This window comes from Halomicrococcus pelagicus (genome assembly GCF_050954125.1).
Window position 1 is genome coordinate 89,286 of record NZ_JBPBWC010000005.1, and the last position, 26,084, is coordinate 115,369.

General features: G+C 65.0%; 32 protein-coding genes. 19 read left to right on the plus strand and 13 right to left on the minus strand.

From position 1 onward, the window contains the following. Window positions 1-28: 28 nt before the first annotated feature. Both ACRYA2_RS11630 and ACRYA2_RS11635 read right to left on the minus strand, forming a co-directional pair. The gene (locus tag ACRYA2_RS11630) at window positions 29-1,141 is read right to left on the minus strand and encodes a DHH family phosphoesterase (RefSeq protein ID WP_433628020.1); all 1,113 of its coding nucleotides are present in this window, start codon (window positions 1,139-1,141) and stop codon (window positions 29-31) included. Between the two features lie 146 nt (window positions 1,142-1,287). Beyond that, window positions 1,288-1,821, minus strand: coding sequence for an inorganic diphosphatase (locus tag ACRYA2_RS11635; protein ID WP_433628023.1), 534 nt, complete (start codon window positions 1,819-1,821; stop codon window positions 1,288-1,290). Window positions 1,822-2,022: 201 nt separating this feature from the next. Here ACRYA2_RS11635 and ACRYA2_RS11640 point away from each other — a divergent pair, with 201 nt between their 5' ends. Then, on the plus strand, window positions 2,023-2,379 hold the full coding sequence (locus tag ACRYA2_RS11640; RefSeq protein ID WP_433628025.1) for a PadR family transcriptional regulator: 357 nt from the start codon (window positions 2,023-2,025) through the stop codon (window positions 2,377-2,379). Here the strand turns inward: ACRYA2_RS11640 and ACRYA2_RS11645 are convergent. Then, window positions 2,360-2,908: a DUF7108 family protein gene (locus ACRYA2_RS11645; RefSeq protein WP_433628027.1), complete on the minus strand. Its 549-nt coding sequence runs from the start codon at window positions 2,906-2,908 to the stop codon at window positions 2,360-2,362. The two genes, ACRYA2_RS11640 and ACRYA2_RS11645, sit on opposite strands and share 20 nt — an antisense overlap. After that, entirely contained in the window at window positions 2,901-3,494 is a 594-nt protein-coding gene (rnhA, locus tag ACRYA2_RS11650; RefSeq protein WP_433628029.1) for a ribonuclease HI, read from the minus strand. The genes ACRYA2_RS11645 and rnhA overlap by 8 nt, the downstream gene beginning before the upstream one ends. 139 nt (window positions 3,495-3,633) lie before the next feature. Here rnhA and ACRYA2_RS11655 point away from each other — a divergent pair, with 139 nt between their 5' ends. Then, window positions 3,634-4,599, plus strand: a complete 966-nt coding sequence (locus tag ACRYA2_RS11655; RefSeq protein ID WP_113277492.1) for a transcription initiation factor IIB — start codon at window positions 3,634-3,636, stop codon at window positions 4,597-4,599. 165 nt (window positions 4,600-4,764) lie between these two features. Here the strand turns inward: ACRYA2_RS11655 and ACRYA2_RS11660 are convergent, their stop codons facing one another. Next, window positions 4,765-5,502, minus strand: a complete 738-nt coding sequence (locus ACRYA2_RS11660) for a metal-dependent hydrolase (protein WP_433628032.1) — start codon at window positions 5,500-5,502, stop codon at window positions 4,765-4,767. A 112-nt stretch (window positions 5,503-5,614) separates the two neighbouring features. Here ACRYA2_RS11660 and ACRYA2_RS11665 point away from each other — a divergent pair, with 112 nt between their 5' ends. Next, the gene (locus tag ACRYA2_RS11665; protein ID WP_433628035.1) at window positions 5,615-6,346 is read left to right on the plus strand and encodes a fumarylacetoacetate hydrolase family protein; all 732 of its coding nucleotides are present in this window, start codon (window positions 5,615-5,617) and stop codon (window positions 6,344-6,346) included. Between the two features lie 125 nt (window positions 6,347-6,471). Here the strand turns inward: ACRYA2_RS11665 and dpsA are convergent, their stop codons facing one another. Continuing rightward, complete coding sequence (gene dpsA / locus ACRYA2_RS11670; RefSeq protein ID WP_433628037.1) at window positions 6,472-7,008, minus strand: DNA starvation/stationary phase protection protein DpsA; 537 nt, start codon at window positions 7,006-7,008, stop codon at window positions 6,472-6,474. 159 nt (window positions 7,009-7,167) lie between these two features. Here dpsA and ACRYA2_RS11675 point away from each other — a divergent pair, with 159 nt between their 5' ends. After that, the gene (locus tag ACRYA2_RS11675; RefSeq protein WP_433628040.1) at window positions 7,168-7,338 is read left to right on the plus strand and encodes a hypothetical protein; all 171 of its coding nucleotides are present in this window, start codon (window positions 7,168-7,170) and stop codon (window positions 7,336-7,338) included. 167 nt (window positions 7,339-7,505) lie between these two features. Further along, complete coding sequence (locus tag ACRYA2_RS11680) at window positions 7,506-8,363, plus strand: DMT family transporter (protein WP_433628043.1); 858 nt, start codon at window positions 7,506-7,508, stop codon at window positions 8,361-8,363. A 3-nt stretch (window positions 8,364-8,366) separates the two neighbouring features. Here ACRYA2_RS11680 and ACRYA2_RS11685 read toward each other — a convergent pair whose 3' ends face one another. Beyond that, window positions 8,367-8,897 carry a type II toxin-antitoxin system RatA family toxin gene (locus ACRYA2_RS11685; RefSeq protein WP_433628046.1) on the minus strand — a complete coding sequence of 177 codons (531 nt, stop codon included), beginning with the start codon at window positions 8,895-8,897 and terminating at the stop codon, window positions 8,367-8,369. Window positions 8,898-9,014: 117 nt separating this feature from the next. On the opposite strand from ACRYA2_RS11685, the gene ACRYA2_RS11690 reads away from it, so the two are divergent. Continuing rightward, a complete protein-coding gene (locus tag ACRYA2_RS11690) occupies window positions 9,015-9,752 on the plus strand; it encodes an FAD-dependent oxidoreductase (protein ID WP_433628048.1) in 738 nt (245 codons plus the stop codon). A gap of 6 nt (window positions 9,753-9,758) precedes the next feature. Here ACRYA2_RS11690 and moaA read toward each other — a convergent pair whose 3' ends face one another. Beyond that, window positions 9,759-10,718 (minus strand): GTP 3',8-cyclase MoaA, encoded by a 960-nt coding sequence (moaA, locus tag ACRYA2_RS11695; protein WP_433628051.1) that lies wholly within the window; start codon window positions 10,716-10,718, stop codon window positions 9,759-9,761. Between the two features lie 201 nt (window positions 10,719-10,919). Between moaA and ACRYA2_RS11700 the strand changes: the two genes are divergently transcribed. From ACRYA2_RS11700 to ACRYA2_RS11730, 7 genes are all read left to right on the plus strand, one after another. Then, window positions 10,920-11,954 (plus strand): Mrp/NBP35 family ATP-binding protein, encoded by a 1,035-nt coding sequence (locus ACRYA2_RS11700; RefSeq protein ID WP_433628054.1) that lies wholly within the window; start codon window positions 10,920-10,922, stop codon window positions 11,952-11,954. A 3-nt stretch (window positions 11,955-11,957) separates the two neighbouring features. After that, the gene (locus ACRYA2_RS11705) at window positions 11,958-12,170 is read left to right on the plus strand and encodes a DUF7976 family protein (protein WP_433628057.1); all 213 of its coding nucleotides are present in this window, start codon (window positions 11,958-11,960) and stop codon (window positions 12,168-12,170) included. A 74-nt stretch (window positions 12,171-12,244) separates the two neighbouring features. After that, window positions 12,245-12,637 (plus strand): hypothetical protein, encoded by a 393-nt coding sequence (locus tag ACRYA2_RS11710; protein WP_433628059.1) that lies wholly within the window; start codon window positions 12,245-12,247, stop codon window positions 12,635-12,637. A gap of 234 nt (window positions 12,638-12,871) precedes the next feature. Beyond that, window positions 12,872-14,764, plus strand: coding sequence for a 2-oxoacid:acceptor oxidoreductase subunit alpha (locus ACRYA2_RS11715; RefSeq protein ID WP_433628062.1), 1,893 nt, complete (start codon window positions 12,872-12,874; stop codon window positions 14,762-14,764). A 1-nt stretch (window position 14,765) separates the two neighbouring features. Then, complete coding sequence (locus ACRYA2_RS11720; protein ID WP_433628065.1) at window positions 14,766-15,701, plus strand: thiamine pyrophosphate-dependent enzyme; 936 nt, start codon at window positions 14,766-14,768, stop codon at window positions 15,699-15,701. A 131-nt stretch (window positions 15,702-15,832) separates the two neighbouring features. Beyond that, window positions 15,833-16,261, plus strand: coding sequence for an HTH-type transcriptional regulator LrpA1 (gene lrpA1, locus ACRYA2_RS11725; protein WP_113277477.1), 429 nt, complete (start codon window positions 15,833-15,835; stop codon window positions 16,259-16,261). 183 nt (window positions 16,262-16,444) lie between these two features. Then, window positions 16,445-17,596, plus strand: a complete 1,152-nt coding sequence (locus ACRYA2_RS11730; RefSeq protein WP_433628068.1) for an NAD(P)/FAD-dependent oxidoreductase — start codon at window positions 16,445-16,447, stop codon at window positions 17,594-17,596. Window positions 17,597-17,743: 147 nt separating this feature from the next. On the opposite strand, the gene ACRYA2_RS11735 is transcribed toward ACRYA2_RS11730, so the two are convergent. The 3 genes from ACRYA2_RS11735 to ACRYA2_RS11745 all read right to left on the minus strand — a co-directional run bounded on the left by ACRYA2_RS11735 (window position 17,744) and on the right by ACRYA2_RS11745 (window position 20,462). After that, window positions 17,744-18,178: a DUF7313 family protein gene (locus tag ACRYA2_RS11735; protein WP_113277475.1), complete on the minus strand. Its 435-nt coding sequence runs from the start codon at window positions 18,176-18,178 to the stop codon at window positions 17,744-17,746. An 87-nt stretch (window positions 18,179-18,265) separates the two neighbouring features. After that, window positions 18,266-18,997 carry an NAD(+)/NADH kinase gene (locus ACRYA2_RS11740; RefSeq protein WP_433628072.1) on the minus strand — a complete coding sequence of 244 codons (732 nt, stop codon included), beginning with the start codon at window positions 18,995-18,997 and terminating at the stop codon, window positions 18,266-18,268. A gap of 154 nt (window positions 18,998-19,151) precedes the next feature. Further along, window positions 19,152-20,462 carry a M20/M25/M40 family metallo-hydrolase gene (locus ACRYA2_RS11745; protein WP_433628074.1) on the minus strand — a complete coding sequence of 437 codons (1,311 nt, stop codon included), beginning with the start codon at window positions 20,460-20,462 and terminating at the stop codon, window positions 19,152-19,154. 212 nt (window positions 20,463-20,674) lie between these two features. Here ACRYA2_RS11745 and pdhA point away from each other — a divergent pair, with 212 nt between their 5' ends. Together pdhA and ACRYA2_RS11755 are read left to right on the plus strand one after the other, a co-directional pair. Next, a complete protein-coding gene (gene pdhA, locus ACRYA2_RS11750) occupies window positions 20,675-21,736 on the plus strand; it encodes a pyruvate dehydrogenase (acetyl-transferring) E1 component subunit alpha (RefSeq protein ID WP_433628077.1) in 1,062 nt (353 codons plus the stop codon). Window positions 21,737-21,827: 91 nt separating this feature from the next. Then, window positions 21,828-22,070 (plus strand): hypothetical protein, encoded by a 243-nt coding sequence (locus ACRYA2_RS11755; RefSeq protein ID WP_433628080.1) that lies wholly within the window; start codon window positions 21,828-21,830, stop codon window positions 22,068-22,070. Here ACRYA2_RS11755 and ACRYA2_RS11760 read toward each other — a convergent pair whose 3' ends face one another. Beyond that, complete coding sequence (locus ACRYA2_RS11760) at window positions 22,071-22,328, minus strand: MTH865 family protein (RefSeq protein WP_433628082.1); 258 nt, start codon at window positions 22,326-22,328, stop codon at window positions 22,071-22,073. A gap of 113 nt (window positions 22,329-22,441) precedes the next feature. Here ACRYA2_RS11760 and ACRYA2_RS11765 point away from each other — a divergent pair, with 113 nt between their 5' ends. Continuing rightward, entirely contained in the window at window positions 22,442-23,497 is a 1,056-nt protein-coding gene (locus ACRYA2_RS11765) for a M42 family metallopeptidase (RefSeq protein WP_433628086.1), read from the plus strand. 150 nt (window positions 23,498-23,647) lie between these two features. Next, window positions 23,648-24,217, plus strand: coding sequence for a plastocyanin/azurin family copper-binding protein (locus ACRYA2_RS11770; RefSeq protein WP_433628089.1), 570 nt, complete (start codon window positions 23,648-23,650; stop codon window positions 24,215-24,217). A gap of 159 nt (window positions 24,218-24,376) precedes the next feature. On the opposite strand, the gene ACRYA2_RS11775 is transcribed toward ACRYA2_RS11770, so the two are convergent. Continuing rightward, window positions 24,377-24,862 carry an SRPBCC family protein gene (locus tag ACRYA2_RS11775; protein ID WP_433628092.1) on the minus strand — a complete coding sequence of 162 codons (486 nt, stop codon included), beginning with the start codon at window positions 24,860-24,862 and terminating at the stop codon, window positions 24,377-24,379. A gap of 84 nt (window positions 24,863-24,946) precedes the next feature. Here ACRYA2_RS11775 and ACRYA2_RS11780 point away from each other — a divergent pair, with 84 nt between their 5' ends. Both ACRYA2_RS11780 and ACRYA2_RS11785 read left to right on the plus strand, forming a co-directional pair. After that, window positions 24,947-25,192: a YhbY family RNA-binding protein gene (locus tag ACRYA2_RS11780; RefSeq protein ID WP_113277466.1), complete on the plus strand. Its 246-nt coding sequence runs from the start codon at window positions 24,947-24,949 to the stop codon at window positions 25,190-25,192. After that, window positions 25,192-26,073 carry a mechanosensitive ion channel family protein gene (locus ACRYA2_RS11785; protein WP_433628096.1) on the plus strand — a complete coding sequence of 294 codons (882 nt, stop codon included), beginning with the start codon at window positions 25,192-25,194 and terminating at the stop codon, window positions 26,071-26,073. Before ACRYA2_RS11780 ends, ACRYA2_RS11785 begins: the two co-directional genes overlap by 1 nt. Window positions 26,074-26,084: the final 11 nt, after the last annotated feature.

Genomic DNA, 26,084 nt, shown 5'->3' on the forward strand with positions numbered 1-26,084 from the left:
AACCGGCGGACGGGAAGCGGGAGAGCGGTCAGGACTGCTCGAACGCGGAGAACAGCGCCTTCCGCGTGCTGGCGTCGATGAGCGCGTCGAGCGTCTCCTCGTGTTCGCCCTCGACGCGGGCGAAGATGCCCAGCGGGACCCGGGCGGTCGCGGCGTCGGCGTTCCCGCCGGTCGTCTCGCTGGCGTCGAACGCCGCCGTCAGGATGTCCACCGCGCTCGTCCGGACGTCCTCGGCGCGACAGGAGACGACGATGGTCTCCTCGTAGAGACCGAACACGGCCGCGGTCGAGACGCCCTCCAGGCGGAGCAGCGAGTCCGACGCTTCCTCCAGCGCGCTGACGGACGGGACCGCGCCGACGTTCGTCACGGCGAAGCTCGCGCGGCGCTCGCGGTTGGCGATGGCGTCGCCGAGCATGTCGAAGGTGTCGCCGCTGACGCCCGGCGAGCGCAGGTCCTCGATGCGGCCGAGGTCGGCGTACGCGTGGAGAAAGCCGGCGGCGTCGTAGTCGTTGCGACCGTTCGCGCGACGGAACTCCCGGGTTCCGGCGCGGATGCCGTACAGGAGCGCGGTCGCCACGCGCTGGTCGGGGACCAGGCCGGCCTCCCGGACCAGTTCCGTCACCGTCGTCGAGGTGGCTCCGTCGTCGGTGCGCGTGACGGTGAGGATGTTCTCCTCCGCGGTCGGTCGGTGCCGGACGACCGCGACGACCGGCGGGTTGTTCGAGAGGCGGGGGACCGCGCCGCCGCCGCCGATGGCGATGGCGGCGTCGCAGTTGCTGCTCTCCGTGCCGTCCTCCAGCACCGTGAGGTCGACGTCGAAGATGTTGCAGAACGCCTTACCGTCCTCCTCGGTCACGTCCCCCTCCGCGAGGACGCGGGCGGCGACGCCCCACTCCTTGCAGAGCGCCTGGAGACCGACGGCGGCCGCGAGCGCGTCGATGCTCGCCCCTTCGGGGACGACGAGGGCGACGCGGTTCTGTCCGGCGACGGTGGTCCGCAGCGAGTCGACGGGCGACTCCTCGGCCGTCGTATCAGCTTCCTGTGATTGTATGGCGTACATGACGATACCGCCGGAGAGCAGGAGCGCGAGCGCGGTGAGAGCGATCGTAGCGGCGTTTTCGACGGGGAGGCCTGCGGCCATTGGTGTCGCGTACCTCCGCCACGAGATAGATACTTTCCTGTACAGGTAAGTAGAATGTCACTTGCTGCGATGGGCGTCCGGGCGCTGGTCGGGGACGGCGTGACGAACGGTCGAAGAAAGCAAGAGAGTTCGAAAGCGGTCGTCGTTCAGCCGAAGTGCTCTTCGTAGAGGTCCATCGCGTGCTCGATGGCGTCCTTCGCGGCCGCCTTGTCCTCCCAGCCGAGGGTCTCGACTTCCTTGCCCGCTTCGAGGTTCTTGTACGTCTCGAAGAACTCCTCGATCTCGGCCTTCTTCTGGTCGGTGAGGTCGTCGACGTCCTCGACGTGGTCGTAGCGGGGGTCCTCGATGGGGACGGCGATGACCTTGTCGTCCTGTTCGCCGTCGTCGTCCATCTTCATCATCGCGACCGGACGGGCCTCGATGACGCAGCCGGGGAACGTCTGGTCCTTGACGAGGACGAGCACGTCGAAGGGGTCCTCGTCGTCGTAGTACGACTGCGGGATGAAGCCGTAGTCGGAGGGGTAGTGGACGTTGCTGTGGAGGACGCGGTCCAGCATCACGCCGGGGATGTCCTTGTCGTACTCGTACTTGTTGCGCTCGCCTTTGAGACATTCGACGACGGCGTAGATTTCTTCGGGCGGATTCGGGCCCGTCTCGAGGTCTTCCCAGAGGTTCGTCATGGGTCAGTCAGGAATCGACGGGAAGACCAAAAAGTCCTTTCGGCATCGACTCAAAGCTCCGTCAACGACCTCCCCACGCGGCGTCGTCTCTACGCTCTCGGGCAGGTTTCGAAACGAAAAACGGATTACCGCGGCCGGAAACGCCAAGAAACTTGAGAAGGGTTAAATATCTCGGTTACATATTTCGTTCTGTCAAAGCCAATGTCAGAGGCACAAACACTGAGCGAGAGCAGTACTGCGCGCGACCTCACCGCGTTCCAGCGGAACATCCTGATGGTGCTCACCGAGGAGTCCATGTACGGGCTCGCCATCAAGCGCGAACTCGAGGACTACTACGGGGAGGAAGTGAACCACGGTCGTCTGTACCCGAACCTGGACACGCTCGTCGAGCGCGGCCTCGTCGAGAAGAGCGAACTCGACAAGCGCACCAACGAGTACGCTCTCACCGAGAAAGGGCTCGAAGCAGTCAAGGACCAGATCGCCTGGTCGCTCTCGAAGTTCGTCACGAGCGAGGAGCGGGCCGAGAAGGTTCGGGCGCTCATCGAAAGCCGGAACTAGCTCGTTCGAACACCAGTTCGACCGACTCTTCGACGATTTCTTTTTGTCGCCCCGTCGGCCACGCGTTGCGCGGGAAGTACTCCGAGAGGAACTCCTCGACTTCGTCGTCGGTCGCCGATTCGACAGGGCGCGCGTAGTGGTTGCTCATGAAGTCGGCAAACGCGGTGGCGTTCGCGCCGTGAACGTCGCCGTGTTCCTCCCGGACCGCCGTCGCAACGGCGCGGTTGTGTTCGTCGACCTCGTCCCAGTCCTCCGGGTCGCCGGGACCGTCGAGGGGAATCTCCGCCGCGCGGTCGGTGTCCTCGATGCGTTCGACGCGGACCGTCCCGTCCTCGGTCCACTCGTCGGGGTGGAGCACGAGCACGTCCCGCTTATCTTCGCTACGCACGCGTGCGGAGAATTCGTATTCAGCCAGCAGTGAGTCGCGCTCGTTCCGATACTTTTCCCGTTCGTCGTCGTCGACCGCCTCCCGGGCGAGTCTGGTGAGTCGTTCCGCCCGCTCGACGGCGTCGTCTGGCAGGTCAGCCATCGTCCAGTGCCTCGTTCGCCAGTTCGTCGGCGCGTTCGTTTACCTCCCGCGGTACGTGGTCGAGCGACCAGTCGTCGAAGTGCTCGAGCAGCTCCCGGACCCTGACGCGGCGTTCGCGCAGTTCCGGGTCGTTGGTGTCCCACGCGCCGGTAACTTGCTTGACGATGAGCTGCGAGTCTCCTTTCACCTCCACCTCGTCGAACCCGTAATCGCTGGCGGCTTCGAGCGCCCTGACGAGTGCCGCGTACTCCGCCTGGTTGTTGGTGGCGCGGCCGATGCGCTCTCCGCCGTCGGCGGCGATACCGTCGCTAGTGACGATGACCCACCCGATGGCGGCCGGACCGGGGTTGCCGCGGCTCGCGCCGTCGAAGTAGACGTACGCGCGACCGCCCTCGTCCCGCAGGACGGCCTCGATGTCCTGCGGCGAACTGCCCTGTATCACGACCTTGTCGTCGTAGGCGACCGCGACTGCGTCGCCGCGCTCGGCACGCCAGCGCTCGTGGTGCGTCTTCCCCTCCGATAGCTCTGCCCCGGCGCTGGCAAGCGCCTCGCGGGCCTCGTCGACGTCGCATTCGATAACAGGCATCTATCGGATTTCGGCCACGATGGAGTATACGCTTTCCGATGGCCGCCCCCAGACGTGTTATCGGCGCGCAGTATCGCCAGTTATAAAACCGTTGTGACCAAGGGTTTAAGTGCGTAGGAGATACTACTATAAAAGTGCGATGACACGGTCCACTCGTCAGCGGGAGCGCCAACTCGAAGGGGATCAAACGGCGGACGAAAAAGAGGGAGAGCGGGCTTGTCCGGAGTGTAATTCCGACAATCTGGTCAAGAGTTCTGATCGCGCGGAGCTAGTCTGTGACGACTGCGGTCTCGTCGTTGAGGAGGAACAGATCGATCCCGGCCCGGAGTGGCGGGCGTTCAACCACCAGGAACGCCAACAGAAGTCCCGGGTCGGCGCGCCGACGACCCAGACGATGCACGACAAGGGACTGACGACCACCATCGACTGGAAGGACAAGGACGCCTACGGTCGCTCTATCTCCTCGAAGAAACGAAGTCAGATGCACCGACTGCGCAAGTGGCAGGAGCGCATCCGGACCAAGGACGCCGGCGAGCGCAACCTCCAGTTCGCGCTCAGCGAGATCGACCGGATGGCCTCCGCACTGGGCGTTCCCCGGTCCGTACGCGAAGTCGCCTCCGTCATCTACCGACGTGCACTGAAAGAGGACCTCATCCGCGGCCGCTCCATCGAGGGCGTCGCCACGAGCGCTCTCTACGCCGCCTGCCGAAAGGAGGGCATTCCGCGAAGTCTGGAGGAAATCTCGGAAGTTTCGCGCGTCGAACGGAAAGAGATCGGTCGCACCTATCGCTACATCTCCCAGGAACTCGGCCTCGAGATGAAGCCGGTCGACCCGAAGAAATACGTCCCACGGTTCTGTTCTGAACTCGAACTCAGCGAGGAGGTCCAGTCGAAGGCGAACGACATCATCGAGACGACCGCCGAGGAAGGGCTACTGTCGGGCAAGTCGCCGACGGGGTACGCCGCGGCCGCCATCTACGCCGCGTCGCTGCTCTGCAACGAGAAGAAGACCCAGCGCGAGGTCGCCGACGTCGCCCAGGTCACCGAGGTCACCATCCGCAACCGCTACCAGGAACAGATAGAGGCGATGGGTATTCACAGTTAACCCGTTGCCGCAGTCCCGTTCTCCGCCGCTCGCGAGCGACGACCGACCCGAACGTGAACTCTCGTAGCGATTGCACGACGGCCAGCGAACGGCTCCGTATCTCGGTCGAGCGAACTCCGCAGCGTCGTTTTCGAAAAGAGGGTCGACGCAGCGTTGTCCGGGTGGTCAGTACAGCGTCTCGGTCAGGTCGACCGTCTCGTCGCCGTCGAGCGCGTGGACCTCAGCGTCGCTGCCGGTGGCCTCGACCTCGCGCTCGAAGTCTGCCGGGTCCTGTTCGATGGGCGGGAAGGTGTCGTAGTGCATCGGGAAGGCGACGTCGGCGTCAAGCCAGTCGACGGCGATGGCGGCCTGGGACGGTCCCATCGTGAAGTGGTCGCCGATGGGGACCGCGACGGCGTCCGGTTCGAGGTACGGCCCGATGACTTCGCGCATCTCGGTCATCAGCGCAGTGTCGCCCGCGTGGTAGAACGTCTCGCTCTCCTCGTCGCTGACCTGCGTCGGCTTCGTGTCGCTGACGACGAACCCGACGGGCATCCCGACGTCGTACTCGTAGCTGGTCTGGGCACCGTTCGTGTGGTCCGAGCGATGCATCGTGACGTAGGCGTCGCCACACTCGACGGTACCGCCGATATTCATGCCCATGCCGGCGATGGCCTCGTCGAGTCTGAGTTCGTCCTCGACGTACCCCGCGAGTTCCGGCGTCGCGACGACGGTGGCGTCGCCGAACTCCCCGGCGTCGCCGATGTGGTCGGCGTGTGCGTGCGTCAGGAGGAGGTAGTCCGGGTCGTCGACGTCCGACGGTTCGAGCGACGTCTTGGGGTTGTCGAAGAACGGGTCGATGAGCAGGTCGGTGTCGCCGACTGTGACGTGCCACGTCGAGTGTCCGTGCCAGGTGAGTTCCATGGGTACGGTTTCACTTCTTCGCAGAGAGCCATAAAGGATGGCGGCCTCGCGTCGCCGACGAGGGTTCGCCGGGACCGAACGCTATTAGACTCGGGGAACGAGACCACTCCGTATGCGACGAATTCGATTCCGCGACCCCGCGGGCTCCGTCCGGAACGGCGAGTGGACCGACGCCGGCATCGCGTTCGGCGGCGAGACGTACGACCCCGACGACGTCGACGTGCTCGCACCCGCCGACCCCTCCAAGATAGTCTGCGTCGGCCTGAACTACGCCGACCACGCGGCCGAGCGCGACAAGGACCTGCCCGAGCGTCCCCTCCTCTTCCTCAAACCGCCGAACGCGGTCTCCGCGCACAGCGACACCGTCACCCTCCCGGCCGGCAAGGACCGCATCGGCCACGAGGCGGAACTGGCGGTCGTCGTCGGCGAGCAGTGTCGGAACCTCACCCCAGAGGAGGCGATGGACGCCGTCGCCGGGTTCACGTGCGCGGACGACCTCTCGAACCGCGACGACCAGGACCGCGAGCAGAACTGGGTGCGCGGCAAGGCGTTCGACAACTCCTGTCCCCTCGGTCCGGTGCTGGCGACGCCCGACGAGGTACCGGCGGACGCCGCGGTCCGACTGCGCGTGAACGGCGACCTCCGTCAGGAGTCCTCCCGCGACGAGTTCATCTTCTCCGTGCCGGAACTGCTCGCCGAGATAACGACCTACCTCACGCTCGAACCCGGCGACGTCGTGCTGACTGGCACCCCGGCCGGCGTCGGACCGCTCTCGGACGGCGACCGCGTCGAGGTCGAAGTCGAGGGCGTCGGCACGCTCACCCACGACGTCCGGATTCCGTGACGGGAGAGCCGGGGTCGCCCGTCTCCCCGCGTCGGTAAGCGCCCGTCTCCGGGTGGCGGTGAGACCGCCGCGTTCGTCCGGGACGCCACTCGACCGACGTGCGCTCCACGGTCGGCGACGGGGACCTACGAACTCTCGACGAGGGTGTCGTCCTTGAGGTAGTGGTCCATGACGTGGACGTGTTCCTCGAGTTCGACGAGTTGCTGGCGGAGCATCTCCCCCGTCGCGTGGTCGCCGAGGCTCTCCGCGAGTTCGATGTGTTCGCGGTAGCTCTCGATGATGCTGCCGTACATCTCGATGTCGTTCTCGAAGGAGGTTCGGATGTCGTAGACGTCTTCGTCCTCGCTCTCGACCGTCGCGGCGTTCGACAGTGCGGTCATGCTCGCGTGGGGGACGCCGCCGAGGGTCTGGACGCGTTCTGCGACCTCGTCGGCTGCGTGCTCGACGTCCTCGTAGGCCTCCTCGAGGAACTCGTGGATTCCGAGGTGTTCGGCGCCCTCGACGTTCCAGTGGTGCTTGTGGAGCTGGTGGTAGAGGACGTACGCGTTGGCGAGGTCGGTGTTCAGCGCGTCGATTATCTGCTCGGCCTTGTCCTGGTCGAGACGAAGCGGGTTTTCCTCGACGGTGTCCGATTGCTGGCGGATTTGCTGTCGTGCTCCCATGGTCAGTGCTACGCCGCCACACGGTATATAATTTCCCGCCGAAACGAGAATTCCGGCGTTACAGCGGTGCTATCTCGAGTACGCGGTCGTTCCTTCTGTACCGGACGTCGAGAGGCGGGACCGAAGCGTTTTAATGATTAGGCTAGCCTAAAACCTCGCATGGCCGCAGATCTGGAGACAGACAGTGACGTACCCGTCGCTGCGGACGCCGAGACCGACACGCCCACGCTGTCGCTGCACGAGACGCGACCCGGACGCAACGTCCTGACCGAGGAAGGGAACACCGACGGCTGGATCGCCAGCGACTTGACGGTCGACGTTCCCCGATAGACCGACCCGCTGACGGGCGTCGTCCACCTGATAGCGACCGGCTCGGGCACCGGTATCGAATCGACGGACCTGCTTTGCTCCGGGCCCCGTCCCCGACTCGCTACGAGCTGCAGGGCTCACGTTCCGCAGTCGAACGACCTAAAACGCAGTACGGCGGAGACTCACCTATGACCGACCGGGTCGGCGTGGCGCTCGTTCTCGTCTCGGCCGCGGGGTTCGGCACGCTGGGGATTTTCGGCAAGCTCGCGGCCGCCGCCGGCCTCTCGATTCCGACCGTCCTGTTGTTCCGGTTCCTGCTCGCCACCGCGCTGGTCTGGGGACTGTTAGCGGTTCGCGGGCGGCTCGACCTCCTCTCCGGGCGGAACCTGCTCGTCGGCCTCGGCCTCGGCGCGTTCGGCTACGCGGCGATGAGTGGTCTCTACTTCTGGGGGCTGTCGTTCATGACCGCCGGACTCGTCGGCATCCTGCTGTACACGTATCCGGTCTTCGTCGTCGTGCTGGCCGCGTTCGCGCTAGACGAGCGCGTCACCCGGCGGACCGCCGCCGCGCTGGCGCTGGCGCTCTCGGGCGTCGCGCTCGTCACGGGTGCGGACCCCGCGGGTGCCGACCCGCGCGGCGTGGCCGTCGTGGTCGCGGGCGCGGTCGTCTACGCCACGTACATCACCGTCAGCCGGGTTGCGCTGGACGCCGTCCCGGCGGACCGGCTCACGGCGCACGTCCTCCCGGCGGCAGCCGCGGCGTACTTCGTCTACGGTTCCGCGACCGGAGCGCTCGCGGTACCGGCCACGGCGTACGAGTGGAGCATCGTCGTCGCCATCGCTGTCGTCGCCACGGCGCTGCCTATCTTCACGTTCTTCGCCGGCCTCGCCAGAATCGGGGCGAGCCGTGCAAGCGTTGTCAGCACCACCGAGCCGGTAGTGACGCTGCTGCTCGGCGCTGCCGTCCTCTCCGAGCCCGTGACGCTCGCTACCGTGGTCGGTGGCGCGCTCGTGCTCGGCGGCGTACTGGTCGTACAGGTGGAGTAGAACTCAGACCGTGTCGGGTTTCTCGTGGAACTCCAGGTCCACGTCGCGCGGTTCGCCTTCGAGGTCGGCGACGATGCGTTCGACGACCTTCTCGGCCTCCTTCTGGACGAGCGGCCGCACCTTGTCGACGACCCAGCCGAGCGAGACGAACATCGGCAGGTCGAGCATGCCGGCGTCGGCCGAATCGGCGTCGAACTTGATGTACAGGTAGACCCTCGACGCAGCCTCGCGGTCCTCGGGCGCATCCGCCGGCGCGGGCTCGACGCGCCAGTGGCCGTGCGCGTGCAGGTCCTTCACTATCTTCCAGTCGATGCGGTTGGGCGGGTCGAGTTCGGTCACCTCCGACCTGACGGTGTAGGTTAGCTTCCACCACTGGAGGTGGATGTCGTACTCGGTTCCCGGTCCGCCGTCGCCCCGGTGGGTCACCTGCGCCAGGTGCTTCGAGTAGTCGGTGTACCCGGGGAAGTCGAGGAGGAACTCGTAGGCCTCCTCCGGCGGCACGTAGACGACGGTGCTGAGTTCGACGCTGTCCACGCCGTTGATTGTGAACGACCGAAAGTAAGCATTCTGGCATTCGGCTTCGAAGTTAATGTTCGCGCCGTACCGGCCCCAACCGCACAGTTGGTATCCCCCGGCTTCGAAGGGTCGGGTATGACGAACGAACGCTACGACGTGGTCGTGGTCGGTGGCGGCATCGCGGGGCTGTCGGCGGCCCTCTACACCGCTCGCGCGGACCTCGACACGCTCGTCGTGAACGACGGCGTCTCGATTCTCGAACGGAACGCCATCCTGGAGAACTTCCCCGGCTTCCCCGCGGGCATCGACCCCCGGTTGTTCTGCCTCATGCTCGACGAGCAGATAGAACGCGCCGGCTGTTCGCGTCTCGACGCCCGGGCGGAGGCGGTCCGGTCCGCCGCCGATGGGTTCGTCGTCCGGACGGACGGAGGGACGGTCGAAGCCGAGCGCGTCGTCGCCGCCTCGTGGGCCGACGGCGAGTATCTCGAACCGCTCGACGTGGCGTTCGAGCGGTCGGGAGGAAAGCGGTTCGTCTCGGCCACGGACGGCGGCCGGACCGCCGTCGACGGACTGTACGCGGCGGGTCGGCTGGCGAACCGGTACCACCAGGCTATCGTCGCCGCGGGCCACGGCTCGCAGGTCGGTCTCACTGTCGTCGGCGACGCCGACCCGGACTTCTACAACGACTGGGTAACGCCGGAGGGGTACTTCACGAATCGCGGCCACGAGGTGCCGAAGGGCTGCGAGGAGATCAGCGAAGAAGAGCGCCGACGCCGCGCTCGGCGAGGCCACGACCGCCTGCGGACCTACCTCGAAGAGTGGGAGGACGAGACGCCCGTGCCCCATCCGAGCTTCGTCGACGACCTGGAGTGAGAAGCTCTAGACGTCGATGTACTCGTCGTTGACTTCCCACTCGCCGTCGTCGCCCCGGACCATGTACTCGCCGTAGTACGGGACCCGGTTCGCGACGGTCTCGCGGAACGTCTCGCGAATCTCGGGCTTCGTCATGTCGCCCATCGAGCGGAGGTCGTCGTTGCGGTTCAGACAGCCCTTGAGGTAGCCTTCGTGGGTCACGCGCACGCGGTGGCAGTTCGAACAGAACTCGGGGTTCTCGACGGGGTCGACGATCTCGACCATGCCGCCGTCCACCCAGTAGCGTCGCCGGCCATGCATCTCCCGAATCTCGATGTCGTCGGCCTTCTCTTCGAGCCAGTCGTGGACGCGCTGGATGTCGATGGCCCACTCGGGGTTGCCCGTCAGTTCGGGCATGTACTCGATCAACTGGAGGCGGAGGCCGTCGTTGTCCGCCACGTGTTCGACCATCTCCGGGACGTACCCCGCCGTGGCCTCGAACACGACCATGTTCAGCTTCACGGGAGACAGCCCGGCCTCTACGGCGGCCCGGACGCCGTCAAGGACCTGTTCGTACGCACCGGTTTCGGTCACCTTCGCGAAGTCGTCCGGGTCGAGTGCGTCCTGCGAGACGTTCACTCGTTCGAGTCCGGCGTCGCGGAGGGCCTCGGCGCGCCCGGGGAGGAAGGTCCCGTTCGTCGTCAATGAGACCTCCATCTCGTCGGGCGTCCGTCGGATTATCTCTTCGAGGTCCTCACGGAGCATCGGCTCGCCCCCCGTGAACTTCACCTTGCCGACGTCGAACTCGCGTGCGACTTCGAGAAACCGGACCACGTCGTCCGCGCTCATCTCGTCGTCCTGGGCTTCCATCGGACCGCGCGTATCTCCCAGTCCCTCGTTGTGACAGTACACGCAGTCGAAATTACACCGGTCGGTGAGCGACACCCGGACGCCGGTGACCTCGCGCCCGAACGAGTCTTCCAGCATTACTCGCACCTTCCGGACGAGACTTCATAAACTCGCGGGAGGAACGTCCGCTGACGTAACCGAATTCGGTTACGAGGTGCAGGGAGAGAAAAGAGGACGAGTTCCATTGGCTCGCCAGCCCACCGGTGTCTCGACGTTCGCTCTGCTCGTCGGGTCGACCGGTTCACAAGCCTTATCGACGGGTCCTCCCTAGGTGTTTTCATGGACGAAGCCGACGTACGTGACCGTCTCCGGACGGTCGAGGACCCCGACCTGGGCGAGGACATCGTCTCCCTCGAGCTCGTAAACGACGTCACCGTCGACGGAGAGACTGCTCACGTCTCGCTCGCTCTCGGAGCACCGTACGCGCCACACGAGACGCAGATAGCCGACCGCGTCCGCGAGGTGCTCGCCGAAGACGGACTCGACGCGGAGCTGTCCGCAAGGGTCGACGACGATCTCTCTCACGACGAGCAGGTACTGCCCGGCGTCAAGAACGTCATCGCCGTCGCGTCCGGCAAAGGCGGCGTCGGCAAGAGCACCATCGCCGTCAACCTCGCCGCCGGACTGTCGAAACTCGGCGCACGCGTCGGGCTGTTCGACGCCGACATCTACGGCCCGAACGTCCCGCGGATGGTCGCCGCCGACGAACATCCGCGGGCGACCGAAGACGAGAAGCTCGTTCCGCCCGAGCAGTTCGGTCTGAAACTGATGAGCATGGCCTTCCTCGTCGGCGAGGACGACCCGGTCATCTGGCGGGGCCCGATGGTGCACAAGGTTCTCACTCAGCTCTGGGAGGACGTCGAATGGGGCCAACTCGACTACATGGTCGTCGACCTGCCGCCGGGCACCGGCGACACGCAGTTGACACTCCTCCAGAGCGTCCCCGTCACCGGTGCCGTCATCGTCACGACGCCCCAGGAGGTCGCACTCGATGACGCGCGCAAAGGGCTCGAAATGTTCGGCAAACACGACACGCCCGTTCTCGGCATCGCCGAGAACATGAGCACGTTCCGCTGTCCGGACTGCGGCAGCGAACACGACATCTTCGGCCGCGGCGGCGGTGCGAAGTTCGCCGACGAGCACGACATGCCGTTCCTCGGCTCCATTCCGATCGACCCCGCCGTCCGCACCGGCAGCGACGACGGACAACCCATCGTCCTGGACGAGGACAGCGAGACCGGCGACGCGTTCCGCATCCTCACGGAGAACGTCGCCAACAACGTCGGGATTCTCAACCGCCGGAAACAGCGCTGAACCATGTCTCCCGAGACGAACTCGTTCGACTCCGACTCTGAGCGCGTGGAACTCCTCCGGAACGTCGCCGACGACGTTCGCGGGGAGAGCAGCGAGAGCAAGCAGGTCGCCGCGCTGCTGTACCGGGTGAGCGACCTGTACGACCCCGACGAGGAGACGTCGCCGCGCGACATCTACCTCAACATGCGCGAAATCGTCCGGACCAAAGAGGAGTGAAGTCCTGACAAAATTAGCTATAAATATATAATAAAAAAGTAAGTATTATACACCAACCATTTTTAGAAGCTCCTGTGTTGTCAGGAGTTGCTTTTAAGTCAGCAAAAGCCCAGCCGGAAGGGGTCTATCTTCCAGCTATTAGCCTGGTATATATATATATATATATTTTTACAAATGATGTGGTGTTTCTGTTACTTGGATTGGTAGCCGCTATACTTGCTCCCTTTGCCTATGTACCCCTCTCAAAGGGTATCGATATACTCACTGATAAATATGGACTCCCCGTAGACAAAAAATACGCCCTTCCAGGTATATCTACACTAGCGCTCTTAATTTTGTATCTTGCAGCACTTGTATCTCTTATAGCACCTGTTCTTGAAGGAGAGAAGATTTCTGTAGCATTATTTTCCATTATGATAATTTGGGTCGTGAATCTCAGAGCTTTTCGGATATTCAAATCTAATTGAATGTTAAAAATTTATTAGTGAAAAAAGCAGGGGGAAATGTTAAAATATCGAATTCGAAATCGAAATTTGGGGTCTGATTTACCCACGTTAAATATTGAGTAATACACCGCTAAATGGCCGAAATCGGCCCTTAGAAGCTATCCATCACAATAGTTCCTTGGTAATCGATAGCAAAGGCTTTACCTCTGAGCCGAGAAACTGTAAGTCAAGGCCAGGGAGGCCAGGAGTCCACTTATGACAGACGATGAACTCATCTGGCGAATCGCAGGCGGTTCCGGAGACGGAATCGACTCGACGAGTCAGAACTTCGCAAAGGCCCTGATGCGCTCGGGGCTGAACGTATTTACGCATCGGCACTACCCCTCTCGCATCCGTGGCGGACACACGTACGTGGAGATTCGCGCGAGCGACCACGACGTGAAATCGAGGGGCGACAACTACAACTTCCTCCTCGCACTCGGGGACAGCTTCGCTCGCAACCCCCAGGACGAAGCCTACTACGGCAACGAGGAGATCAAACCACTCTCGGAGAACCTGGACGAACTCCGCGAGGGAGGCGTCATCGTCTACGACTCGGGGCTGCTCGACACGGACGAGATCCCGAACTTCGAGGAGCGCGTCGAGGAGAACGACTGGCACGTCTACGACCTCGACCTGCGTGGACTCGCGAAGGAGCACGGCAGGGAGGTCATGCGGAACACGGCCGGCGTCGGTGCGACGTGCGCCATCGTCGACCTCGACCTCGAACCCATCGAGAAGTTGATGGAAGACGCGATGCCCGAGAAGATACTGGAGCCGAACCTCGAGATTCTCCACGAAGCCTACGAATCCGTCCAGGAGGACTACGAGACGGACGTCGGTATCTCGCTGCCGACGGGCGAACACGACGAAGACCAGGTACTCGTCTCCGGTAGTCACGGCATCGCGTACGGGGCTCTCGACGAGGGCTGTCGGTTCATCTCGGGCTATCCGATGACGCCCTGGACCGACGTGTACACCATCATGACCCAGAACCTCTCGGACATGGGCGGCATCTCCGAGCAGGTCGAAGACGAAATCGCCGCGGCGTCGCTCGCCATCGGAGCCAGCCACGCCGGCGCGAAGGCCATGAGCGGTTCGTCCGGCGGTGGGTTCGCGCTCATGTCGGAGCCGCTCGGGCTGGCCGAGATAACCGAGACGCCCCTCGTGCTCGTCGAGGCGATGCGCGCGGGACCGTCGACGGGGATGCCGACCAAGCCGGAGCAGGGCGACCTCGAACACGTCCTGTATACCAGCCAGGGTGACTCCAACCGGGTCGTAATGGCACCGGGTGACGCTCAGGAGTCTTACGAACAGGCTCGAAAAGCGTTCCAGATCGCGTACGGCTACCAGATTCCCGTTATCGTCCTCTACGACCAGAAGCTGTCGGGCGGCCACCAGACCGTCCCGGAGTCGACGTTCGACGAGGAGCCCAATCCGGACATCGGCGACGTCGTAACCGAAGACGAACTCGAGGATGCGGAGCGGCTCGCCGGTCGGTTCAAGCGGTACCGCTACGACGGCGAGGACGGCGTCAGTCCGCGCTCCATCCCGGGGCAGAAGGGTGGGAACTTCCTCGCGTCGGGTAACGAGCACAACGAGGCCGGTCACATCAGCGAGGACCCCGACAACCGCGTTCTCCAGATGAACCGTCGGATGGGCAAGCTCGACGCCATCCGCGAGGAACTGGACTCGATGGACCAGTCGAACCAGACCGTCTACGGTCCCGAGGACGCCGACTACGCTATCCTCGGCTTCGGGAGCACGAAGGGCGTCGTCGAGGAGTCGGTCGACCGCCTGAACGACGACGGCCACTCGGTGAAGGCGATGAACGTCAGCGACCTGCTCCCGTTCCCGCGAGAGGAGGTCCGCGAGTTCCTCGAGAGCGTCAACGAGGCGCTGGTCGTCGAGATGAACGCGTCGGCACAGTTCCGCCGTCACATCCAGGGTGAACTCGGCATGTACGGCGAGAAGCTGTACAGTCTGCTGAAGTACGACGGCAACCCCTTCGAGCCGGCGGAAGTCGTCGACGGCTTCGAGTCCCGGCTCGAAGACAGCGTGGAGACGGGGGGCTACAACACCCGTATCGAATCCGCGACAGGTGATTAAAATGAGTGCATTCAACGCCATCGGAGAGGAACGAGATATCGAGAAAGACGAGTTCACGCCGAGCCTGGAACCGCAGGCGACGTGGTGTCCGGGCTGCGGTGACTTCGGTGTCCTGAAGGCGCTGAAACAGGCGATGCCAGAGGTCGGCCGCACGCCGGACGAAACGCTGCTCGTCACGGGCATCGGCTGTTCGGGGAAGCTCTCGAGCTACTTCCAGAGCTACGGCTTCCACTCCATCCACGGGCGCTCCCTGCCGGTCGCGCGAGCGGCCAAGATGGCCAACCCCGGTCTCGAGGTCGTCGCGGCTGGCGGTGACGGTGATGGGTACGGCATCGGCGGGAACCACTTCATGCACACCGCCCGTGAGAACCACGACATGACGTACATCGTCTTCAACAACGAGATCTTCGGGCTGACGAAGGGCCAGACGTCGCCCACGTCGCCGAAGGGGCACAAGTCCAAGACCCAGCCCCAAGGCAACGCCAAGAGCCCGATTCGACCGCTGTCGCTCGCGCTGACGTCCGGCGCGTCGTACGTCGCCCGGACCGCGGCGGTCAATCCGAACCAGGCGAAGAACATCCTGGCTGAGGCGATGGAACACGACGGGTTCGCACACGTCGACTTCCTCACGCAGTGCCCGACGTGGAACAAGGACGCCAAGCAGTACGTCCCCTACGTCGACGTGCAGGACAGCGACGATTACGACTTCGACGTCAACGACCGCCGTGAGGCGTCGGAGATGATGCACGAGGTCGAGGACAAACTGTACGAGGGAACGGTGCTGACCGGCCGGTTCTACGTGGACGAGGACCGACCGTCCTACCAGCAGGAGAAGCAGTCGACCGGCGACATGCCGGAGACGCCGCTCGCAGAGCGGTACTTCGACGAGGAGTACGACTGGGAGCGGAGCTACGACCTGCTTGACCGGCACAAGTAACCCGGCTACGTTCGCTGTCGACGCTTTTTCGACCAAACTCCGACGGTAGTTCGACGAACATTCTTACAGCCAGCAAACTGTTTTCGAGTTCGGAAGATATTTTTCACTGTACGGGAAACATTCCAGTAGCAATGAGCACGGAGTCGACGGAAGACCGAATTCTCACCGTTCTGGAGAACGACGCCCAGGCGTCGTACGCCGAGATTGCCGAGCGCGCCGACGTATCGAAGCCGACCGTCCGCAAGTACATCGAGAAACTGGAAGACGAAGGCGTCATCGTCGGCTACTCGGCGGAGGTGGACCCGAAGAAGCTCTCCAGCCAGAGCATCGCCCTGGTCGGCATCGACGTCGCGAGCGAGCAGTACGTCGAAGCCACGCGCGCGCTCAAGGAACTCGACGACATCGAGACGCTGTACACCTGCAGCGGTGACCACATGCTGATGGCGGAAGTTCGCGCGCCGGACGGCGACGCCGTCGGCGAGGTCATCAGCGAGGACGTCCTCGCCATCGACGGCGTCACGGCCGCCCATCCCTCGTTTCTCCAGGAACGACTCAAGTGAGCGCTCGTCCGTCGGTCACCGTTTCCACTCTTACCGTCCAGTAGGGCTCGGCGGCGCCGAGTCTTCCCGTCCGGCGCTCCTCGAAACGGCCGGGCGACCGGGGCCGCCCTCTGCGAGTGAGAATCTCTCCCATCGTATCGGGGTTTCAAAGCCTTTGTATCGAATGCCTCCTGAGTTGCGCGTATGACTGCGAAGGTCGTCGTGCTCGGAGCCGGGTATGCCGGCGCTGGCGCGATTCAGCAGCTCGAAGCAGAACTCGATAGCGCCGACATCACCTGGGTTTCCGACAACGACTATCATCTCGTTCTCCACGAGGCCCACCGGGTCATCCGCGACCCCCGGGTCAAGGACAAGATAACGCTGCCCGTCCACGACATCAAGTCCCCGAGCACGCAGTTCGTCGAAGGGACCGTGACCGGCGTCGACACCGACGAGCGAAACGTCGAACTCGACTCCGGCGACGAGATAGCGTACGACTACCTCCTCGTCGGACTTGGAAGCCAGACCGCCTACTACGGCATCCCCGGCCTCGACGAGAACTCCCTGACGCTGAAGAGCCTCGACGATGCGCTGGAGATTCACGAGTCTGTCAAGGAGGCCGCAGGCGAGGCCACGCGCAATGACCCAGCGACGGTCGTCGTCGGCGGTGCGGGCCTGTCGGGCATCCAGAGCGCGGGCGAGATCGCCGAGTACCGTGACAAACACCGCGCACCTATTGACATCTACCTCGTTGAGGCGCTGGACGAGATCATGCCCGGCCAGGACCCCGAACTCCAGGGGACGGTCAAGAAGTACCTGCTGGAGAAAGACGTCGAGATTCTGACGGGCGACCCTATCACGGAGGCCACCGAGGACGACATCCAGTTCGACGAGGGCGACCCGCTGGAGTACGACGTATTCCTCTGGACCGGCGGCATCACGGGCCGCGATGCGATGAACGACTGCGGACTCGACAACGAGCACAACCGCGTCACGACCGAGGCGAACTTCCAGACTAGCGACGACTGCGTGTTCGCCATCGGCGACTGCGCCATCGTCGACCAGGGCAACGACCCCGCACCGCCGACCGCGCAGGCCGCCTGGCAGGCCGCCGAGGTCGCCGGCGAGAACATCGCCCGCAGCATCCGGGGGCAGCCGCTCGCGACCTGGACCTACGACGACAAGGGGACGCTCATCTCCATCGGCGACGCAGCGGTCGCCCACGACATCCCCCTGGTTCCCGTCGACACGTTCAACTCCTCGGCCGCCGAGTTCCTGAAGAAGGCCGCCGCCGCGCGCTGGATCGCCGACGTGAGTTCCATCGGTCGCGCATTCGACGCCTGGGAGTCGCTGTAACCGCGCCGGCACTCTCTTTCCTTCGCTGCGAATCGTCCCTTCGGCTGCTCTCTCTATCGCTGTCTCGTCAACCCACCGGAGAGCGTCGGCCGTAGCTCGACGAAAGCGACGTTCGAAGGCGTTCGAAGCTAGAGGGGGGAGCCGTCGTCAGACGATGGCGCTCCACCAGGGCTTCACGAGGAAGAACAGCGTGTTGTACGCCGCGTAGAGGAACACGAGTACGGACGCGGCTATGGCCGCCTTCGGGCGGTCGAGGGGGACGTCCCGGCGCATCTCGACGCTCCGGGCCTCGACCTCGAAGAAGTCGGCGATGAACAGGCCGATGACGAGCGACGAGAGCACGATGCCGCCGTGGTGGTGCAGCGTCAGGTAGTAGAACGACGCGAGCACGAGCAGGACGTTCGTCAGTTCGTGGGGAATCCAGCGGTCGACTTCCTCTCGGTCGTCGTCTTTCGCCTGTTCGCGGTATTTCCCGAACGCGAGCCACCGCGTGCCCATGTTGACCAGCACGAGCGCGACCACGAGGTAGCCGGCCACGGGTTCGAGCACGTCGATGGGCCCGAGCAGCGATAGCAGTTGCATGTCCGGAACTGAGTGCGGTAGCATATTATATTCTTTCCAATTCGCCTGGCCAGCCCCGCTCGAAGAAGGGGCTCCGAGTCGCGAGCGCTACTCGAAGAACCGCCGGCTCCCCTCGACGGTCACCAGTTCGACCGCGCCGTCGTACGCCAGTTCCACTGGGGTCCGCGGCGGCACTTCCGCGACTTTGCGGTCGTCGACGTACAGCGACACTTCGCCCTCGTCTCGCTCGACGGACAGCGTCACCGGCCCCGACAGCACCCAGTTCCCGAGGTGGATGGCGAAGGGTGCGACGGGAACGACCGAGAGGACGCCCGTTTCCGGCTCCACTGCCGGCCCGCCGGCGTCGTACGCGTACCCGGTGCTCCCGGTCGGCGTAGCGACGACGACGCCGTCGGCGCGGAACTGGTCGACATCGCTGTGGCGTGTCCGGACCGCGTATTCCGAGATGCGGGCGGCCTCGCTCGTCACCAGCATCGCGTCGTACAGTGCACGTGCGACGCGTTCGCCGTCGATACGTACCGAGAGTAGCGGGCGCTCGGTGGTCGACCACTCGTCGGCGAGCAGGTCCGCCACCGCCTCCTCGACGTCGGACTCCGGGACGCTGGCCAGTTCCGGTCCTGCCGCGACGGCGAGCACGGGGGCGGACGTCCCGGCGCGAACCGCGTCGAGCACCGCCGGTTCGCCGGGCGCGACGACGACCGAGGGGTCCGCGTCGAGCACCGTCGCGGCTGTGCCGCGTTCGACCGTCCCGTCTGCGTCGCGGACCGCATCGGCGACCCGGGTCGCCAGGTCGGACTCGCCGACGACGCCGACGGTCATCGCTCCTCTCCCGGATGCCACGTGTCGCTCATCACTGGATGTTGCTCGCCGGGGCTTGAAAAGCATGTGGACCGCTGCGGTCGGCGACGTCCGTTCCCTCCGAGACTCGCGCAGTGTCGCGGGGGTTTCCGGCGGGCTAGACGGCGACGGACGCCTATTCGTCGTAGGGCCAGTCGCCGGTTATCTTCATACCCTTCGCTTTGTTCTCTGCTTCCAGCGCTTCGGCGATCTCTTCGGGCGCCTTGTGTGCGACCGAGAACTCGTCGCTGGCGAGGTGGACCGTCAGTTCCGTCAGGAGGATGGCCTGCTCGCGGAGGTCCCGGACCTCGAGTTTGTCCAGCGTGTCGGCGTGGGTGTGCCCCCAGCCGCGACCCTCGTCGCCGGTCTCGCTCATGACGTGGTAGCCCGGCACGCCCCACTCGACGAACGGCCAGTGGTCGCTGTGCGGTCCCTGCTCCGGGATGGTCTTCACGGGATGGTCGAAGCGGTCGGCGACGGCGTGGGCCGCCTCGTCGAGCGCGTCGAACCCGTGGGTGTAGAACAAGAGCGTGCGTCCGCGGACGACGCCGTCGTTGTTCACGATGGCCTTGACGTCGTCGAAGTTCGCCCGATCAGCCATGTGTCCGGACCCTTCGAGGCCGACCTCCTCCGCGCCGAACGCGACGAAGTGGACGCGCGCGTCGAGTTCGTCCTCGCGGTCCGCGAGCGCCCGCGCCATCTCGACGACCATCGCTGTTCCGGCGCCGTTGTCCATCGCTCCCTCGGCGATGTCGTGGGCGTCGACGTGGCTGGTGACGAGCAGTTCCTCGTCGGTGTCGGGACCGAGTTCGGCGTGGACGTTCCCGCTCGTCGCGTCGTGGACGTCCGCGTCGACCGCGACGGTGACCGTCTCGCCCTCCCAGCGCCGGGAGAGGCGCGCGCCGACCTCCTTGCTCACCCCGACCGCGGGGACGTCACCGATGGGGTCGTCCGCGGTGCCGACGCTGCCCGTCGGCGGGAGACAGCCCTCGACGTGGTTCTTGAACACGAACGCGGCCGCACCCCCCTCGACGGCGTAGTAGTACTTCTCGCGTCGGTGGACGAACCGGTCGAAGTAGTCGGGGACGTTCGTCGCAACCATCACGACCTTCCCCTCCACGTCGGCGTCCTCGAAGTCCGAGGGCAGGCCGTACCCCAGGTCGACGAGTTCCCCGGTCGCGGACGCGTCCGGACTCCGGGGGAGCGCGATACAGTCCTGGCTCGTTTCGCCCGCGCGGATCTCGCTACCGCCCCGCGTCCACCCCTGCACGTCAAACTCCTCGATGCGAGCGTCGCGTGCGCCGACCTCCGCGAGCGCGTCTCGCGTCGCCTCCGCCGCCCGTCGTTCGCCCTCGCTGCCGGCCATCCGGTCGCCGACGTCGACGAGCGTTTCGAGGTGGTTCCACCCGGCGTCGCTTTCGAACGTCGTCCCGATCCACTGTGTCATACGCCATCGTGTCTCCGGGTCGTCGCCTAAGTGTTTCGAATCGGAACATCCCGAAGAATCGTCGAAAAAGACGGTTCGTACTGGGGGAGGATTCGAAATGTCGTCGTCGGGGTACAAATACTCCATTGTGATTCAGAGATATATACGGACCTCGGCGATGTTTTATAACGAAAGAGCGTGTTCTATCGATAGACAGTCGGTGTTTCCCAAGAATGGCTTCACAGGCTCCTGACGTGACGCAGGTCGTCGCACCGGACGGAACCGTCGACGGCGAGGTCGAACTGTCGGCAGAGGACGCGCGGAACGTCTACCGCCTCCAGGTGCTCGCACGGACGTTCGACGAGAAGGCCGTGTCGCTACACCGCCAGGGACGCATCGGGACGTACGCACCCCTCAAAGGGCAGGAGGCGGCGCAGGTCGGAGCGGCCTACGCGCTCTCGACCGACGATTACTGCTTCCCGACGTACCGCGACCACGCGATGTATCTCACGCGGGGACACTCGATGCGCGACGTCCTCCTGCACCTGCTCGGTGCGGGCAACTACGTCGACCGCGAGGACCCCGACGGACTGCGGACGTTCACTCCCACCATTCCCATCGCCACCCAGCTTCCGCACGCCGTCGGCGTCGGGATGGCGGCGGACTACGACGGCGACGACGCGGCCGCGCTGGCGAGTTTCGGCGACGGCGCGACCAGCGAGGGCGACTTCCACGAGGCGATGAACTTCGCAGGCGTGTTCGACGCGCCCGTCGTCTTCTTCTGCCAGAACAACCAGTACGCCATCTCGGTCCCGCGCGAGCGACAGACGGCGAGCGCGACCATCGCGCAGAAGGCCGACGCCTACGGCTTCGACGGGATGCGCATCGACGGCAACGACGTGTTCGCCGTCTACCGCGCGGTCACCGAGGCGCTCGAACGCGCACGCCGGGGCGAACCGGTGCTCATCGAGGCGGTCACCTACCGGCAGGGCGCACACACGACGACCGACGACCCCTCGAAGTACCGCGAGGAGGCCGAGGTCGAGGAGTGGGTCGAGAAAGACCCCATCGAGCGCACCCGGGAGTTCCTCGAGGCCGAGCACGGCTGGACCGACGAAGACGAAGCGGCCCTCCGCGAGGACTGCGAGGCCCGGGTCGCCGAAGCGGTCGAGGCCGCGGAGGCTCACGACGGCTTCGACACCGACGCGATGTTCGACCACGTCTACGCCGACGAACATCCCCGCCATCCCGACCAGCGCGAGACGGTGCCCGACGACCCGCAGGTCGAGCGCTGAGACCGCCGGCGGGCGGTCCGCCACGGTCCGAGTCGGCGTTCGCGCCAGCATAGTTATGTGAGCCGCTGTAGAACCGACTGTGGGGTTCATCATGGAACGTCACGATCCACAGATGGGAGTAGAGGAGTCGGGAGCGGAGCCGATACCCTCCGAGGACATCGCCGAGATGGAGATAACGGAACCGACGCTGACGTGGCTCGAACTGTCTCGGCCCCAGCAACCGATTCCCATCGGAGAGGAAGACCGCGTTCTGAACAGCCGATTCAACGAACAACACGACGTCTGGGAGGTACTGCTCGTCGCGATGCCGACCGAAGAAGAGGACGACGACTGACTACAGCATGTCCTTTTCTCTGAGCCCCTCGATGAGGTCGTCGACGAGCGTGTCGACGTCGTCGTAGGGGAAGTCCTGTGCATCGGACATCTTCGTCGACAGTTCCATCGCCGTGAAACTCGTGTCGCCGGCCTCGAACTGGGTTCCGGGTCCGTTCGGGAGCGCCGGTACGAGGTCCATGGGGTTGCTGACGGGGTAGTCCGCGCCCTCGAACGCGTCGTGGAACTGCTGTCGGAATTCGGCTTCCTTGTCTACCATGTAAGGCAATTGCGTGATTACGTGGCAAAAACGTTCCGGAACAACACTGAATGAGTTGTGAGTTTACCCCGGTTCGCGTGGGTTTATGCCACTCGCCACCAGATGACCTGGGGATGACGAACGAGTTCGCGTTCGACTACGACCTGCTTCGGGAACTCACCGAGACGAGCGGCGCGCCGGGGTACGAGGACCGCGTGCGTGCGGTCGTTCGGCGGGAGTTCGACGGGATAGTGGACGAAGTGCGAACGGACGCGATGGGCAACGTCGTCGGGACGGTCCAAGGCGACGCCGACTACGAGGTCGCCGTCGCGGCGCACATGGACGAGATAGGGTTCATGGTCCGGCACGTCGACGAGGACGGGTTCCTCGCGCTCGACGCTCTCGGCGGATGGGACCTGCGGGTCCTGAAAGCACAGCGCGTCACGGTCCACGCCGAGGCGGACGACCTGACGGGCGTCATCGGCTCGGCGCCGCCGCACCTGCTGGACGACGACGAGGACGAACGGGGCGTCGAGGACGTTCACGTCGACCTCGGACTGCCCGCCGAGGAAGCGAACGAGCGCGTCGCCGTCGGGGACCTCGTTACGATGGAGCAGACGACGACCCGGGTCGGCGAGCACGTCACGGGCAAGGCGCTCGACGACCGCGTCTGCCTGTTCGCGATGCTGGAAGCCGCGAAGCGCGTCGACGATCCCGACGTGACGGTCCACTTCTGTGCGACCGTCCAGGAAGAACTCGGCATCCGTGGTGCGTCCGCGCTCGGCGTCGACCTCGACCCGGACCTCGCCGTCGCGCTCGACGTGACAGTGGCCCAGGACGTGCCCGCGGTGGAGAAGGAGGCCGACTACGTGACCGAACTCGGCGAGGGTGCCGCGGTGAAGCTCAAGGACGGCAGCGTCGTGACGACGCCGAAGGTCCACCGCCGGATGCGGTCGGTCGCCGAGCGACGCGAGATTCCACACCAGACCGAGATTCTCCCCTCCGGCGGTACGGACACCGCCGGATTCCAGAACACTCACGGCGCGAAGCCCGTCGGTGCCATCTCGGTTCCGACGCGCTACCTCCACACCGTCACCGAGAGCGTCCACGGCGACGACGTCGCGGCAGCCATCGACCTGCTCGCAGCGTTCCTCGACACGGAGACCGGCGAGCACGACTACCGGCTGTAGCGCGCCGTCCGGCGAATGACCGCAGGGAGCGCGGATACGTTTTCGGCCCAGCGTTTCGAGTAGTGTGCGACGGACAGGAGCGCATCCGACGAAGCAAGACGGTGGGTGCAAACCAAAGTATTCAGTAACCGTCGGTCCAAAGCCCCGGCCATGACAGATGGGGAAACGACTGGTTCGGTGACGCGACGCGGGTTCATGCTCGGGACGGCCGGTGCGGCGGCTACCGGCGCGGCCGGGGGCGTGAGCGCCGAGGAAGGCGGCGGCGAAAGCGGCGGTGGCGGCACGAAGACGGTGAAGGTCGTCGACAACAAGTTCGATCCGGACGAAGTCACCGTCGCGCCCGGCACGACGGTGAAGTGGGTCTGGGAAGGCAGCGGCCACAACATCGTCGTCGAGAACCAGCCCGACGGCTCCAACTGGGAGGGGACGAAGGGTGGCGAGTCGAAGCTGTACGACAAGGGCCACACCCACGAGCACACGTTCGAGTCCACTGGTTCCTACGAGTACTACTGTGCCCCTCACAAGGCGATGGGGATGACAGGTACCGTCACGGTCCAGGAGGGCGGGGCCTCTTCGAGCGGGTCCTCCAAGCCGGCGGTGCCCAAGGGTGCGAAGACGCTCGGCGTCGCCACCTCCGGCGCGCTGATGACCACGCTCGGACTGGCGTACTTCTTCATGAAGTTCGGCGGCGACTACGGCGAGCTCGGCGAGTACGAGTAACCGACTCGGCGTCGTCCATCCCGGCGTCGCGAACCCGTCGTCGGTTCTCGCTTCCCGGCAGTTGCCGTTTCGACCCCGAGACGACTGCGGTCCGACACACCTGACCTCCGCGTTCCGGTAGCCTCGCAGTCTCCGCCCTCGTGGCTCCGACGCGGTCGCTCAGCGTCGTTCGAGCAGTTCCTTCGTCTTCCGGTGGCGGTACCGGAACATCGGCTCGAAGCCCACCCATCCGAGCGGGCCGACCGCCCGGCCGACCGGACCGCCCGGGAACTCGTACTCCACGCGGTCTCGCACCCGCGTTCCGCCGTCTGCGGCGAAGAACTGGTGGGTGTGTCGCCACGTCTCGAACGGACCGTCGTGCATCACGTCCTCGAAGACGGCCGCGCCGTCCTCGCGGTCCCGGCGCGTTATCTCCGACACCCACCGCTGGGGCGGGCCGACGCCGAACGGCCGCGCCGCGAGCCTAATTCTGGTGCCGGGGGAGAGCACCTCGGGGTCGGGGTCGCCGTCCGGTCCCCGTATCGCCTCGACGCGGAGGTTCATCCAGCCGGGCGTGAGCGCCTCCAGGCCGTCTATCGTGGAGTGGAACGCCCAGACCTCGTCGAGCGGTGCGTCGACCCGGACCTCCCGTTGATACGTGGCCATCGTTCGAGCGTGGGGCGCGCGGAGTAAAGGCCCTTCGTCGGGAGTAGAACTTTTAAACGGGACCGCCGCCAAGGTCCGTTCGTCATGACCGACCAGGATCTCCGGAAGAAGGCACACGACCTCGACGTGACCGTCTGGGTCGGTAAGAGCGGCCTCGAATCAGTGACCGGCGAACTCGACGACCAGCTGTCCGACCGCGAACTCGTGAAGGTGAAGTTCCTCCGGGCGGCGCGCGGCGGCACGTCGACGGACGAACTCGCCGCGGACCTCGCCGAGCGCGTCGGCGCCGACCTCGTGGAGACGCGGGGGAACACCGCAGTGTACCACTGATGGTGACCCCCCTGCCGTTCCTCGACAGGGTTCTAGAAACCGAGTACGCGATAGCGGTCACGCAGTCGCTGTACTTCGTCGGCTCGTTCGTCGCGCTGTATCTCGTCGGTCGGCTGGCCGTGCTGCCGGTCGTGCGACGCGTCCTCGACAGCCGGGACTACGACCAGAGCGTGACGAAGCCGCTGGCGAAGCTCGCTCACTTCGGCGTCCTGTTCGCGGCCGTCGCGCTCGCCTTCGGCTTCGCGGACTACGGCAACATCCTCACGGCGCTCGCCACCGTCGCCGCGGCCGCGACGCTGGCCGTCGGCTTCGCACTTCAGGACATCATCGCCAACTTCGTCGCCGGCGTGTTCATCTTCACGGACAAGCCGTTCAAGATCGGCGACTGGATAGAGTGGGACGACGGGAACTACAAGGGCATCGTCGAGGACATCAGCCTCCGGGTGACCCGGGTGCGGACGTTCGACAACGAACTGCTGACCGTGCCGAACTCCGTGCTCACGGACGGCGTCATCAAGAACCCGGTGGCGTACGACAGGCTCCGGGTGACCTTCGACTTCGGCATCGGCTACGACGACGACGTCGAGCGCGCGACGGAGGTAATCGTCGACGAGGCGCGAGAGCACCCCGAGGTCCTGAACGACCCCGAACCGTCGGTGCGATTGACCGAACTGGGCGACTCCGCGGTCGGGCTCCGGTCGCGGTTCTGGATCGCAGACCCCGCGCGGAGCGACTTCGTCCGGACGCGCGCGGAGTACGTCTCGGCAGTCAAGCGACGCTTCGACGAGGAGGGCATCGACATCCCCTACCCCCACCGGACGCTGGCCGGCGGCATCGAGGTGACCGACGCCGCGAACCTCGCCGAGGTCAGCGGGGACTGATTCCGGTCGAG